Origin of the sequence: Luteimonas yanweni (assembly GCF_039548475.1) — a bacterium.
GTDB lineage: Bacteria > Pseudomonadota > Gammaproteobacteria > Xanthomonadales > Xanthomonadaceae > Luteimonas.
On record NZ_JBCLVC010000008.1, the window covers coordinates 99,051 to 112,502 of the forward strand.

Consider the following 13,452-nt stretch of genomic DNA (forward strand, 5'->3'; position numbering starts at 1 on the left):
CGCGCTACTCGTCGTCCAAGCGGAAGGTCACCGGCACTTCGACCGTGCTGGAGACGGCGTCGCCAGCGCGGATGGCGGGCTGGAACGTCCACTTGCGCACCGCGTCCACGGCGGCGCGGTCGAGTTCACGCGAACCGCTGCGGCGCACGATGTCGACCTCGCCGGGCCTGCCATCGGTACCGATCACTGCGCCCACCAGCACGGTGCCTTCCGCGCGGTCGCGGTAGGCGGCGGGTGGATACACCGGCTGCACGCGGGTCAGGGGCTCCGCGTCGCGGTCGGGAGCCACGGCCGGCGCAGCGGGTGGCGCGTCGTCCCGCGCCTGGCGACGGGCATCGTCGGCGGCGCGTTCGCGCTCGGCGGCGGCGTCCTGCCCATCGTCGACGCCGATGGCCGGTGGCGGCAACGCGTCGGGCGCGGGCGTAACGCCTGCGCGCTGGCTGTAGATGAACCAGCCGAAGGCGAGCAGGGCCAGCAGCAGCACGATCCAGAGCAGCGGCGCTGCGGTCCTGCGCTCCGGTTCCACCGCGGGGGGCTGCGGGGGAGGCGGGGAGGTGTCGGGGTTCCGGTTCGGGTCGGTCATGGACGGCTCCTTGCCTGCGCGTGCAGGTGGCTGGAGCGTTCCACAGGCGCGGTCGCGGCCGCGTGCATGGCCGCGCGCGATCAGCGCCCGCTGTCGAACCTGATCGGGACGGTCACGGTGCCCGCGACGGGGCTGCCGTCCTGCATCGCCGGGCGGAAGCGCCAGCGCCGCGCCGCGCGCTGGGCGGCCCGGTCAAGGTCGCGGGAGCCGCTGCTCGCCGCGATGTCGACCTGCGCCGGGACACCGCGGGCATCGACCTGGATGCGCAGCATGACTTCGCCCGACTCGCCGCGGCGGAGCGCGCGCGGGGGATAGGCCGGCCCGGGCGAGCTGATCGGCACGGGCGAGCTGGCGGAAAGTTCGATCGGGCCGGTCGCCGGCATTGCCTCGCCAGGCACGGGGTTGGCGGCGACGGGCGGAGGCCTGGTCGCCGCGGGCTCCTCCAGGCGGTCGCCCGATGCGGGCGGCTCCGGGATGCCGGCACCCATCGCAGGACCCGTTCGCGGCGGCGTGGGCAGTGGCTGGAACACCTGCGTGGCGGCGGCGGGCGGCTGCACGTCGGCCCGGTACGGGTCGCGATCGCTGCGCTGCGCGATCCACAGGGCGAGGAAGATGGCCAGGCCCGCCGCGATGCCGGCGGCGACCAGCCACCAGCCGCGGCCGGTCGGCAGGGGCAGGGAATTGCGTGTCGTGGGGGCTGGCATACGGGGTCCTGCGATCGCGTCCGTCCCGATTCTGACACGGCCCCGCGGAGCACATGCGGTCGCGACACGCGATAATCACCGGCCCGCCACTTCATGAAGCGACGCGATGCTCGATCCCAATCTTCTGCGCCAGGACCCCGCCGCGGTCGCCCTGCGCCTGCGCGAGGCCCGTGGCTTCGAACTCGATGCGGCCGCGCTCGAAGGCCTCGAGTCCGGGCGCAAGGCCCTGCAGGTGCGCACCCAGGAGCTGCAGAACCTGCGCAATACCCGCAGCAAGGAGATCGGCATGCTGATGGGGTCGATCGCACGCCTCAAGGCGGGCGGGGACGCCGGACAGGCCGCGGAGGCCCTGGCCAGGGCGGAGGAGATCAAGGCGGAGGTGGCCGGCTTCGGCGACGAGCTGAAAGCGTCGGAGCTCCAGCTGGAACGCCTGCGCGTCGATCTGGAATCCATCGCACTGGGCATCCCCAACCTTCCCGACCCGAGCGTGCCCGCCGGCAGCGACGAGTCGGGCAACGTCGAGCAGCACCGCTGGGGTACGCCGCGCATTTTCGATTTCGAGGTCCGCGACCACGTCGACCTCGGCGCCCGCCATGGCTGGCTCGACGGCGACGCCGCCGCCCGCCTGTCCGGCGCGCGCTTCACCGTGCTGCGCGGGCAGTTCGCGCGCCTGCACCGCGCGCTGGCGCAGTTCATGCTGGACCTGCACGTCGACGCGCACGGCTACGCGGAAACCAGCGTGCCGGTGCTGGTCAACGGCGATGCCATGCGCGGCACCGGGCAGCTGCCCAAGTTCGAGGACGACCTGTTCGCGACCATGGTGGGCGAGGGCGAGGCGGCGTCGAAGCGCTATCTCATCCCCACCGCCGAAGTGCCGCTGACCAACCTGGTCGCGGACACGATCCTCGAGTCCGCGGCGCTGCCGCTGCGCATGGCCGCACACTCGATGTGCTTCCGCGCCGAGGCCGGCAGCCACGGGCGCGACACCCGGGGCATGATCCGCCAGCACCAGTTCGAGAAGGTCGAACTGGTGTCGATCACGCGCCCCGAGGACAGCGATGCCGAACACGAACGCATGACGCGCTGCGCGGAAGTGGTGCTCGAGCGCCTCGACCTGCCTTACCGCCGGATGCTGCTGTGCTCTGGCGACATGGGCTTCGCCGCGCGCAAGACCTACGACCTCGAGGTCTGGCTGCCGTCGCAGGGCACCTGGCGCGAGATCTCCTCGTGCTCCAACTGCGGCGACTTCCAGGCCCGCCGCATGCTGGCGCGCTGGCGCAGCGATGCGACTGGCAAGCCCGAGCCGGTGCATACGCTTAACGGTTCCGGCGTGGCGGTGGGCCGGGCCCTGGTGGCGGTGGTGGAGAACGGCCAGCAGGCCGACGGGTCGATCAGCATTCCCGAGGCGTTGCGCCCCTACATGGGCGGGGTGGAGGCGATTTCCTGATCCGGGACGCCGCGCGTCGGCGTCGCGGGTTCGTTGCATGAATGGGACGATTGTGGTGGAATACCATCAATTGTCCCGGTGAGGTGCGTGCAATGCAGGATCTGAACGACCTTTACTACTTCGCCATGGTCGTCGACCACGGCGGTTTCGCCGCTGCCGAGCGCGCGCTTGGAATTCCCAAGTCGCGGCTGTCGCGACGCATCAGCCAGCTGGAAACGGAACTCGGCGTCCGCCTGCTGCAGCGCTCCACGCGCCGCTTCGCCGTGACCGACGTCGGCCAGAGCGTCTATCGCCACACCCAGTCGATGCTGGCCGAAGCCACTGCCGCACGCGAGGTCGTGGACCGCCTCAGCGCCGAGCCACGCGGGATCGTCCGCGCCAGCGTGCCGGTCAGCCTGGCGCAGCAGCAGCTGCCGAAGCTGCTGCCCGAATTCCTGGCGCGCTATCCGCAGGTGCGCGTGCAGATGCACGTCAACAACCGTCGCGTCGACGTCATCAACGAAGGCTTCGACGTCGCCATCCGCGTGCGCAACAAGCTCGATGACGATGGCAGCCTGGTGATGCGCAGTTTCGGCCAGATCCAGGAGCTGCTGGTCGCCAGTCCGACCTACCTGGACCGTGCCGGCCGCCCGGCCACGCCGGAAGAGCTCAACGACCACACGACCATGAGCATGAGCGAGGACGAGGTTCGCCAGCGCTGGGAGCTCCAGGGCAGCGACGGCGAAGTCCGGCGCATCGACCTCAAGCCGCGCGTGGCGGGCGGCGATTTCCCGATGCTGATGTCGCTGGCCCGCCAGGGGCTGGGCATCACGATGCTTCCCGAAACCCTGTGTGCCGAAGCCGTCCGCAACGGCGAGCTGGAAGTGGTGCTGCCCGAGTGGCGCCTGCCGCAGGGCATCGCGCACCTGGTGTTCGCGTCGCGCCGCGGCCTGCTGCCGGCGGTGCGGGTGTTCATCGACTTCCTTGCCGAGAAACTGCCGCCGCTGATCGAGGGCTCGCGCCTGGACTGCGAGAGCTGCGGCCCCCGGAGTGCAGGCACGGAGGCGTCGGCCGCCGCTGCCTGAGCGGAGACGGGGGCGGGCGCGCGCGCCGCGGCATGCGACAATCGCGTCGCGGCATCGCCAGGCATCGGATAAGCGCCCGGCGTGCCCTCGGGCGATGCCGTCAAGCTGTAACGGAAGAGTGGCCGAGCGGTTGAAGGCACCGGTCTTGAAAACCGGCAATGGGAAACCATTCGTGGGTTCGAATCCCACCTCTTCCGCCACCTCACGCGTGTTTCGCGCCGGTTTCGAGCGCAGCCTGCGGTCCGCATCACACTGGGGCCGGTACTGGGTCGTACTTCCGCTTGCGGCACTCCGCCGCCGGCGCTAGCCTCGCGGCAGGGGTTCATTAAGCGTTGCGAGGGGACAAGGATGACCATCAGGGTCTACGTGGTGGATGACCACGCACTGGTACGCGCCGGGATGCGCATGATTCTGTCGGCAGAGCCCGACATCGAAGTGGTGGGCGAAGCCGAATGCGGCGAGGACGCCCTGCCGCAGATCCGGGCGCTGAAGCCCGACATCGTGCTCTGCGACCTGCACCTGCCCGGCGTCAGCGGGCTGGAGGTCACCGAGCGCATCGTCCGGGGCGAATACGGGCCACGGGTGATCGTGGTGTCTGTGCTCGAGGACGGGCCCATGCCCAAGCGGATGATCGCCGCGGGCGCCGCGGGTTACGTCGGCAAGGGCGGCGACGCGCAGGAATTGCTGCGCGCCGTACGCGAGGTCGCGTCGGGTCGGCGGTTCCTGGCGAGCAGGGTGGCGCAGTCGCTCGCGCTGTCCGGGCTCGACGCAGAGGAATCGCCCTTCGATGCCCTCTCGCCGCGCGAGACCGAGGTTGCGATGCTGCTGATCCAGGGCATGCGCCAGGAGGAAATCGCGCGTCGCCTGAGCCTGAGCGCCAAGACCATCAACACGCACAAGACGCGGCTGTTCGAAAAGTTGCGGGTGCACGACAGCATCGCGCTTGCGCGCCTGGCCAGCCAGTACGGCATGGCCGACCCCGCGCACGCCATCGTCTAGCGTACGCGGGGTGGCGTTGGATCAGGCGCCAGCGGGCGCCTGATCGTCGTCGTCGTCGCCAGCCGCGCCGGCCACCGCATCCTGCGGCGTGTCCGGCGTGGCGGGCTTCGCCGTTCCGGTCCCTTCGCCGGCGGTTTCCGCGTTGGCTGCGGCACCGGTCTCGTCGGCGTCCACGGCGGCATCGGAATCCGACGCGGCCACGGCATCGGCAGCGGCATCCGCGGGTGCGGCCACATCATTGGCCTCTGCTGTCGCGTCGATGGCCGGGGCCACCGTCTCGGCCACGGGCTCGACGCGCGCGTGGCCTGCGGCTGCAGGGGTGGCCGGGACGCCGGCGTCCGGGGTGGGCTCGAGGGCGTCGAAGAGGCCGCGCGGCTGCGATGTTGCGGCCGGCTCGATCGTGGCCGGCGTCGTTGCCGCCGCCTCGACTCCACCGGGAGCGGCGGCACTGGTGGCCGTTTCCCCGGTCACCCGGGTTTCGACCGCGTGCGTCCCGAGCGGGTCCGTGCCGGCCGCAGGCGTGGTCTCGCCCGTGTCACGTGCCGGAGTGACGCCAGTGCCCGCCGTGGACGCCGAGTGCGCACCTGCGTCCGCAGGCTGGGCGTGCGCGGTGTCCCGATGTTCCGGAGTCTGTTGCTCCGGAGCCTGATGTTCCGGAACCTGTTGCACGGCCACCGCTGCGACTGCGGTGGCGGCCACGGCCGCGGGAGTCGCCGCGGGCGCGACGCTCGCGGGGGCCGCGGGCGCAGGCGCGGCCGGAGCCGGAGCCGGAGCCGAAGTCACCGGACTGTCCGGGCTTGCCGGAGCCGGAGCGACCCGGGTTGCCACGGGCGCGGGGCGCTGGACGGACTTCGCCGCCGGCGCATCGTCTTCGAAGTCGAACTCCGGCTGCGAGCTGCGCGCAACCGGAACTTCGGAGGCGTCCTCGCCGGCTGCGATGTCGATGCCGCCGGCATCGTCACCGCTGCTCTCTTCGCCCGCGCCGCGACGGCGACGGCGGCCACCGCGACGTCCGCGGCGGCGCTTCTGCGCGGCCTGGCCGGACTCGTCAGTGGACTCGCCGGGTGCTGCTGGGGTGTTCACGGCGTCGCCGCCGTCAACCGCGTCGACAGCCGGGGTCTCATCGCCGATGGCTGCCGCGGGTGCGCGGCTGCGGCGCGTGCTTTCGCCCTGCGTGCCGGACCCGGCGGCAGCTGCCTGCGGCGCGGTTGCTTCGATCGCGGCAGCGGCTGCCGGTGCGGCCGCTGCGTGGATCACGGCCTTGTCCGCATCATCCTGTGCGGTGCTGCCGCCGGCCGCGGGGGCCTGCGCCTCTTCGCTGCGACGCCTGCGGCCCTGGCTGGCACGCTCGCCCTCCGGCCGGTCGCTGCGCTTCTCGCGCGCCGCCCTCTCGCGCGGCGGCTTCTGCGCCGAGGCGGCCTGGCTGTCCAGTGCGTCATTGCCGTCCTGGTTGCCCTGGGCCGACGCCTTCTGCTGCCTGCCGGCTCCCTGGCCGCCATTGCCACGGCGGCCGTCACGGCGAGCGCCGCCCTTGCCACCGCGACCATCGCGTCCCTCGCGCTCGGCGTCGCGCCCTCCGTCACGCTCCTGCCGCTGGCCGCGTTCGCCGCGGCGCTGGCCGCCGGACTTCTCCACCGCCGGCTTGCGCGCGTCGGCTTCGGGCTGGCCCACGAACAGGGCCTTCAGCCAGCCGACGATGCCGCCGCTGGCGGCGATCGCCGGCAGGGGGGCGGCCGCGGCGGGCGCGGGTGCAGGAGCGGGTGCCGGCGCCGCCTCGGGCGCCGGGCGCGGCTCGCGCACAGGTGCCGGGCGCGAATGCTGGACCTTGGTGACTGCGGCCGCGGGCACGTTGAGGTTGGCCTTGGTCAGCGCGATGGTCGCCACCTTGCGCGGCGTGCCGCGACGGTAGCTCGGCTTCGCGGACTCGTCGTCGAGCTCGCTGGTACGCAGGCGGGTGACTTCGTAATGCGGCGTATGCAGCTGCTCGTCGGCGACGATCACGATCGGCGCGTCGTGGCGCTTCTCGATCTCGCGCAAGGCGCTGCGCTTTTCGTTGAGCAGGTAGTTGGCGATTTCCACCGGGGCCTGGACCAGGACCTGTCCGGTGTTGTCCTTCATCGCATGCTCTTCGGCCAGGCGGATGATCGCCAGCGCCAGCGATTCGACGCTGCGCATGCGGCCATGGCCCTCGCAGCGCGGGCACACGATCTGGCTGGACTCGCCCAGGCTCGGGCGCAGGCGCTGCCGGCTCATCTCAAGCAGACCGAAGCGCGAGATGCGGCCCAGCTGCACGCGTGCACGGTCGTACTTCAACGCACCCTGCAGGCGGTTCTCGACCTCTCGCTGGTGCTTGTTGGAGGACATGTCGATGAAGTCGATCACCACCAGGCCGCCCAGGTCGCGCAGGCGCAGCTGGCGCGCCACCTCTTCGGCCGCCTCGAGGTTGGTATGGAACGCGGTCTCCTCGATGTCGCCGCCCTTGGTGGCGCGCGCCGAGTTGACGTCGACCGCGGTCAGCGCCTCGGTCTGGTCGATCACCAGTGCACCGCCGGAGGGCAGGCGGATGGTGCGCTCGTACGCGTTCTCGATCTGCGATTCGATCTGGTAGCGATTGAACAGCGGGACGTCGTCGGTGTAATGCTTGAGCTTGCGCAGGTTGTGCGGCATCACCAGTTCGACGAATTCCTTCGCCTCTTCGTACATCTCCGGCGTGTCCACCAGGATCTCGCCGACGTCGGCGCGCATGTAGTCGCGCAGCGCACGGATGATCAGGCGCGATTCCTGGTAGATCAGGAACGGCGCAGGCTTCGAAAGCGCGGCCTCGGCCACCGCCTTCCAGATCGACAGCAGGTAGTCGAGGTCCCACTGCAGCTCTTCGGCGTCGCGACCGACGCCGGCGGTGCGGATGATCACGCCCATGTCGTCGGGGATCGCCAACGCGTCCATCGCCTTCTTCAGCTCGGCGCGGTCGTCGCCCTCGATGCGGCGCGAGACCCCGCCCGCGGTCGGCGAGTTCGGCATCAGCACCATGTAGCGGCCGGCCAGCGAGATGAACGTGGTGAGCGCCGCACCCTTGTTGCCGCGCTCGTCCTTGTCCACTTGGACCACGACTTCCTGGCCTTCGCGCAGGAGCTCCTTGATGCCGGCCTTGTTGTGGTCGACGCCGGAGGCGAAGTAGTCGCGGGAGATTTCCTTCAGCGGCAGGAAGCCGTGGCGATCCGCACCGTATTCGATGAAGGCGGCTTCAAGCGAGGGCTCGATGCGGGTGATGCGGCCCTTGTAGATGTTGGACTTTTTCTGTTCCTGGGAGGGTTGCTCGATGTCGATGTCGTACAGGGTCTGGCCATCGACGATGGCGACGCGCAGTTCCTCTGCCTGCGTCGCGTTGATCAGCATGCGCTTCATTGTTGCGTTCCTTACGCGCTCTCGCACGCGGAACGCCGGGCGTTTCGCCTGGATGTGGCCTGTCGCCGGCGCGCGAGCGCCTGGCGACCCTGGTTGCTTCCAGCGCTGCACACCACGGCGGGCCGCGGGAGCGCTTGTTCCATGATGCTCTTTTTGGGCCGGCGGCTGCGCAGGAACGCCCCTCTGGGGCAAGCCTGCGCGCCGCGCGGGACATGTTCAGCGCCGGTGCGTGCACCGGGCGATCACAGGGACTGCCGTCCAGCCGCTAACATGGCTGCCCCGAGGGCAGTGGCCGCGCTCTGGTGGAACTCGCGGAAGGCCGGCTTTTGGCCGGGGAACTTCCAGCGAAATCAGGACCTTATCTCGCCCGGCGAGTGTAGCAGAAAAGAATTCAGGCGAGACGCCCTCCGAGGGCGCTTCCAGCAGCCCCAGGGAACCCGCGCATGACCGATCCAGGCAAGACCCCAGCAACCGGTGGCGTACGCCAGGTCCGCATTTCCGAGGACCGCGACGGCCAGCGCCTCGACAACTTCCTCCTCGCCTACCTCAAGGGCGCTCCGCGCTCGCTGGTCTACAAGATCGTGCGCAGCGGCCAGGTGCGCGTGAACGGGGGCCGCGTGCGCGCCGACCGGCGCCTGGAAGGGGGCGATGAAGTCCGAATCCCGCCGGTCCGGATCGAGGATCCGGCGGAGAAGGGCAGCCCCGCGCCGGGCCTGCTCGAAGCCATGGCCGGCAGCATCGTGTTCGAGGACGCGCGCCTGCTTGCGATCAACAAGCCGTCGGGCATCGCCAGCCATGGCGGCAGCGGGATCAGCTTCGGGGTCATCGAGACCCTGCGCGCCCTGCGTCCCAACCAGGAGCTGGAGCTGGTGCACAGGCTCGACCGCGACACCTCGGGGCTGATGGTCGTGGCCAAGAAGCGTTCGGCGATGTCGGAGCTGCAGGCCCTGTTGCGCGAAGGCAGCGGCACCGGGCTGCGCAAGCGCTATCTGGCCCTGCTGCTGGGGCGGATGCCGGACGGCGTGATGAGCGTTGACGCGCCGCTGCACGTCGGCCTGCGCCAGGGCGGCGAGCGCCATGTCCAGGTCGATCCGGCCGGCAAGCCGTCGCTCAGCCATTTCCGCGTGCTCGAGCGCCGCGGGGGGCAGTCCTACTGCGAGGTGCGGATCGAAACCGGGCGCACCCACCAGATCCGCGTGCACGCCCGGCATATCGGCCACGCGGTGGCCGGCGACGACAAGTACGGCGATGCCGAGGCGAACCGCCGCCTGCGCGACAAGGTCGGCCTGCGCAGGCTGTTCCTGCACGCAGCTTCCCTGGAGTTCGCGCTCGATGGCGGCCAGGCACCCTACGTGCTCAGCGCGCCGCTGGCGCCGGACCTGGTCGAAGCCCTGGACCGGCTGGGCTGACACCCGCCGCCCGGGCCGCGGTACCGCTCAGGCCGCCAGTTCGTCGCTGCGTGCGGCGCAGATGAAATCGTTCTCGCTCAGCCCGCCGACGTCGTGGGTGGACCAGCGCACCTCGCAGCGGTCGTAATGCACGCCGAGGTCGGGATGGTGGTCCTCGCGGTTGGCCATGTGCGCCAGCGCGTTCACGAACGACATGGTGTGGCGGTAGTCGGGGAAGCGGAAGGTCCGCACCAGCGCCGTGCCGTCCTCGGCCAGGGTCCAGCCGGGCACGTCTGGCAGCAGTTCGCGGATCCTGGCCTCGGACAGGCGGTGCCCGGGGCCGCGGCGCGGCACGCAGTGGGCGCGGGCAAGTGGGGTCGGGTCGGACATGGTCGGCTCCTGGGAAGGCGGCCCGGGGCTGAACGGGCGGTGCCGGCCAACATGCGGCCGGCCGGCATCGCCGGCAAACCCGGACAGGACGGATAGAATACCCGCATGATCCAGATCTCCGATTCCGCACAGACCCATTTCCGCAAGCTGATCGAACGCGAGGCCGTGCCCGGCATGGGCGTGCGCCTGGCGGCGATGCGCGCCGGCACGCCGCAGGCCGACGTGCGCCTCGAGTTCGCGGCCCCCGACGAACTGAGCGGCGACGAATGGGCGGTGGACTGCACCGGCTTCACGCTCTGGCTCGATGCCGGGAGCGTGCCCTTCCTGGAAGGCGCCGAGATCGACTACACCACGCTGGCCACCGGCGGCCAGCTGCAGATCCGCGCGCCCCGCATCAAGGGCGTGAGGCCCGATGACGAAGCGTCCCTGGTCGAGCGCGTGCGCTGGACCATCGAGCACGTGGTCAATCCGCAGCTCGCTTCGCACGGCGGCCATGTCAGCGTGCAGGAAGTCAGCGCGGAGGGCGTGGTCATCCTCAGCTTCGGCGGCGGCTGCCACGGCTGTGGCATGGCGGACGTCACTCTCAAGCAGGGCATCGAGAAAACCCTGCTCGAACAGGTGCCGGGGGTGACCGCGGTGCGCGACGCGACCGACCATGACACCGGTGCGGCGCCGTACATCCCGCGCGCTTCGGCCTGATCGCGCGACCCGCTTCGACGCCGACGGATGTTCACTTCCGCCGAACTGATCGAAGCCCTGCGCCGGCGTATGCGGCGCTCCCTGCGCCCGCTGCCGCCGCCCGGCGAGTTCCCGCCGGCCTGGCGCGACTGGTTTGCCAGCATGGCGGCGCGTCCGGGGCCCGTGGTCGGGGCCAGCGCGGACGAACTGCTCGCGGTCCTGTCCGCGCGTGAACCGGCGCTGCCACCGGGCAGCGTGGAGCGCCTGGGACGGTGGCGCGCATTCACCACGCTGTGGCGCCAGGACTGGCAGCCGGCCAGCCGCGACGAGCGCTGGACGCGGATCGCCGCGACCTCCGGAAGCCTGTTGCTGCACCTGCTGTTCGTGGTGGCGCTGGTCTGGCTGATGTTCGCAAGCTTCCACGTCCCCGGTTCCGTCGACGATGCACGCGAGGGCCAGGAGCACGTGCTGCAGGTGGAGTACATCGGCGAGAACGCACCGGTTGAAGCGGGCGGCGGGGCGGCGGTCGCGCCGATCGAGCAGGCCGTCGAACCCGCGCCCGCCGCATCGGCCCGGGTCGCACGCGCGACGCCGCGGGAGGTCGCGCCGGCGGAGACGCCGCCGGATCTGCCGGCCGAGGAGGCGCCGGTCGCGCCGCCCCCGCTGCCGGAGCGCGAGATCGTCCTTGACCTTCCGGAGATGGCCCCGCCGACGGTCGCCACGCCCGACGTGCTCCAGGTCACCGAGGTCGAGGTGCCGGACAGCGACTTCGTCCTGCCGCCGCCGCGCGAGCTGTCCGTGCAGGCGCCCGCCGCCCCGGCGCCCGACGTGGCCGTGCGCAGCCGCGACATCGAGGTCCAGGCGCCTGCCACGGTGGAGGTGCCACGCAATCCCGTGACGCGCGCGGTCGACGTGGCCGTGCCGCAGTCCTCGCCGCGCGGCGTGGCGATGGCCGAGCGCGAAATCGAGCTCGCCGAGGCGCCCGGCGTCACGCTGCGTGCGTCGACCGGGCTCGCGCCCATCCGCACGACGGGCATGACCGCCACCGCGCCGGCGGTGCGCGAACGCGGGGTGCCGATGCCCGCGGAACCGGCCGCGGGCGAGGGCGCCTCCGCCGCCGATCGCGGGCGTGCGTCGGCATCCGCGTCGGATCGTGCCACCGGCACGGATGCTGCGGACGGGCGAAGCGCCGCCGCCGGCGGTCGACCGGCCGCAGGCCCCGGTGCGCGCGCCAGCGGGGCGCCGGCGCCGGGCGCGGGCCAGCAGGCGGGACGGCCGCCGGGAACGGTGCCATCCGCCGGCACGAGCGACGACTGGGGCGACTCCACGCGAAACGTGCCCGGCCGGCAGGCCGGCACGCCGGGCGCCTCGGGCCTGTTCAACGCCGACGGCAGCCCGCGCCTTGCCGCCGGTGACCGCGTCGGCGGCGGCTTGCCGCCTGGCACCATCACCGAGGACTTCGAGAACATCGATCGCCACGGCACCTGGTTGAAGCGCCCGCCCTATGACTACGAGCCGACGTCGTTCGACCGCTTCTGGATGCCCAGCGAAAGCCTGCTTGAGGAATGGGTACGGCGCAGCGTCACCGAGGTCCGGATCCCCATCCCCGGCACCACCAAGACGATCCGCTGCGTCACCGTCATGCTCGCGCTCGGCGGAGGCTGCGACATCGTCGATCCGAACCTGCAGGAACAGCCGGCCGCGGCCCGCCCGCCGCCGGACATCCCCTTCAAGCGGGAGCTGCAGGAAGACCAGGACAGCCTGGGCCCGCCGCCGCAGCCCTGAGCGAAGGTCCCGCCGCGTGGCGGTGGATACCCCGGACGGCACGAAGCCCGCGCATGGCGGGCTTCGTGGACGGCTTGCCGGGCGTGGACCTCAGTTGATGCTGTGCACGCCGTGGAGGTCGCGGACCTGCGCCGGACGCGATGCGAAATAGGCAGCCAGGTCGGCGATCTGCTGATCGTCGAGGTCGCGCGCCTGGTTGGACATCAGCGGATGGTCCCGCTCGCCGCTGCGGTAGGCCTGCAGCGCATGCGCCAGGTAGTCGTTGTACTGGCCGCCGATCTTGGGATAGGTCGCGTCCAGTGGCGCGTTGCCATCGGCGCCGTGGCAGTCGATGCAGGTCTGGCCCGTGGCTTCGCCCTTGACGTTGGCGCGCGCCTCGCCTTCGGCGATGCGGCCCACGGGAAGGGAGTTGACCGAGGTGGCCTGCACCAGGCCCGGTTCCGCCGGTGCGCCACCGCAGGCGACGAGGAGGAGGCTGGTGCCTAGGGCGACGGCAAGTGCGGAAGTCTTCATGGCGCGGCTCACTGCGTCAGGCCCGAGAGGAAGGCGGCGATGTCGGCGATGTCCTGGTCGGAGAAGCTCTGCGCCTGGACCTCCATGGTCGGATGCTTGCGAGTGCCGTTGCGGTACTCGGTAAGCGCGTTGACCAGGTATTCGCTGGACTGTCCGCCGATCCTGGGCACGTGGTAATGCGGATAGGCATTCTTGTAGCCTTCGATGCCGTGGCAGCCCACGCAGGTATAAGTGAGCACGCGGCCTGCATCGGGCGTGCCCTCGGCGACGACCTGCTGCGCGAGCGCGGCGGGTGCATGTACGGCGAAGGCAAGGGCAAGGCAGGCGGCGATCGGCAACGGTCGCATCATGTCGTGTTCCGCGTCCTGTAAAAGTTGAAGGATGGGGGCCGGCGACGATTCCCCCGTCGTCGACCATCGCCGCAGTATAGCGACGGAGCGAAGCGCTGTTAAAGACGTTCGTTCCCCGGGGCGACGCGAGGCCCGTCACATGCCAT

General features: G+C 71.2%; 12 protein-coding genes and 1 tRNA gene. 7 read left to right on the plus strand and 6 right to left on the minus strand.

The features are described 5' to 3' along the window. Positions 1 to 4: 4 nt before the first annotated feature. Both WCE39_RS04540 and WCE39_RS04545 read right to left on the minus strand, forming a co-directional pair. On the minus strand, positions 5 to 583 hold the full coding sequence (locus WCE39_RS04540) for an energy transducer TonB (protein ID WP_343275520.1): 579 nt from the start codon (positions 581 to 583) through the stop codon (positions 5 to 7). An 80-nt stretch (positions 584 to 663) separates the two neighbouring features. Continuing rightward, complete coding sequence (locus WCE39_RS04545; RefSeq protein WP_343275521.1) at positions 664 to 1,287, minus strand: energy transducer TonB; 624 nt, start codon at positions 1,285 to 1,287, stop codon at positions 664 to 666. A 106-nt stretch (positions 1,288 to 1,393) separates the two neighbouring features. Here WCE39_RS04545 and serS point away from each other — a divergent pair, with 106 nt between their 5' ends. The 4 genes from serS to WCE39_RS04565 all read left to right on the plus strand — a co-directional run bounded on the left by serS (position 1,394) and on the right by WCE39_RS04565 (position 4,797). After that, positions 1,394 to 2,734 (plus strand): serine--tRNA ligase, encoded by a 1,341-nt coding sequence (serS, locus tag WCE39_RS04550; RefSeq protein ID WP_343275522.1) that lies wholly within the window; start codon positions 1,394 to 1,396, stop codon positions 2,732 to 2,734. A 92-nt stretch (positions 2,735 to 2,826) separates the two neighbouring features. Then, positions 2,827 to 3,798: a LysR family transcriptional regulator gene (locus WCE39_RS04555; RefSeq protein ID WP_343275523.1), complete on the plus strand. Its 972-nt coding sequence runs from the start codon at positions 2,827 to 2,829 to the stop codon at positions 3,796 to 3,798. Between the two features lie 112 nt (positions 3,799 to 3,910). Continuing rightward, a tRNA-Ser gene (locus WCE39_RS04560) sits at positions 3,911 to 3,998 on the plus strand. A gap of 148 nt (positions 3,999 to 4,146) precedes the next feature. Then, positions 4,147 to 4,797 (plus strand): response regulator, encoded by a 651-nt coding sequence (locus WCE39_RS04565; protein WP_343275524.1) that lies wholly within the window; start codon positions 4,147 to 4,149, stop codon positions 4,795 to 4,797. Positions 4,798 to 4,818: 21 nt separating this feature from the next. On the opposite strand, the gene WCE39_RS04570 is transcribed toward WCE39_RS04565, so the two are convergent. Continuing rightward, a complete protein-coding gene (locus WCE39_RS04570) occupies positions 4,819 to 8,202 on the minus strand; it encodes an Rne/Rng family ribonuclease (protein ID WP_343275525.1) in 3,384 nt (1,127 codons plus the stop codon). 443 nt (positions 8,203 to 8,645) lie between these two features. On the opposite strand from WCE39_RS04570, the gene WCE39_RS04575 reads away from it, so the two are divergent. Beyond that, on the plus strand, positions 8,646 to 9,611 hold the full coding sequence (locus WCE39_RS04575; RefSeq protein WP_343275526.1) for an RluA family pseudouridine synthase: 966 nt from the start codon (positions 8,646 to 8,648) through the stop codon (positions 9,609 to 9,611). A 27-nt stretch (positions 9,612 to 9,638) separates the two neighbouring features. Here the strand turns inward: WCE39_RS04575 and WCE39_RS04580 are convergent, their stop codons facing one another. Beyond that, the gene (locus tag WCE39_RS04580; protein WP_343275527.1) at positions 9,639 to 9,980 is read right to left on the minus strand and encodes a 4a-hydroxytetrahydrobiopterin dehydratase; all 342 of its coding nucleotides are present in this window, start codon (positions 9,978 to 9,980) and stop codon (positions 9,639 to 9,641) included. Between the two features lie 105 nt (positions 9,981 to 10,085). Between WCE39_RS04580 and WCE39_RS04585 the strand changes: the two genes are divergently transcribed. Further along, positions 10,086 to 10,679: an NfuA family Fe-S biogenesis protein gene (locus tag WCE39_RS04585; protein WP_343275528.1), complete on the plus strand. Its 594-nt coding sequence runs from the start codon at positions 10,086 to 10,088 to the stop codon at positions 10,677 to 10,679. A gap of 27 nt (positions 10,680 to 10,706) precedes the next feature. Further along, positions 10,707 to 12,443, plus strand: coding sequence for a hypothetical protein (locus WCE39_RS04590; RefSeq protein ID WP_343275529.1), 1,737 nt, complete (start codon positions 10,707 to 10,709; stop codon positions 12,441 to 12,443). A 90-nt stretch (positions 12,444 to 12,533) separates the two neighbouring features. Here WCE39_RS04590 and WCE39_RS04595 read toward each other — a convergent pair whose 3' ends face one another. Then, positions 12,534 to 12,968 (minus strand): c-type cytochrome, encoded by a 435-nt coding sequence (locus tag WCE39_RS04595; protein ID WP_449283974.1) that lies wholly within the window; start codon positions 12,966 to 12,968, stop codon positions 12,534 to 12,536. Beyond that, the gene (locus tag WCE39_RS04600) at positions 12,965 to 13,303 is read right to left on the minus strand and encodes a c-type cytochrome (RefSeq protein WP_343275960.1); all 339 of its coding nucleotides are present in this window, start codon (positions 13,301 to 13,303) and stop codon (positions 12,965 to 12,967) included. The genes WCE39_RS04595 and WCE39_RS04600 overlap by 4 nt, the downstream gene beginning before the upstream one ends. Positions 13,304 to 13,452: the final 149 nt, after the last annotated feature.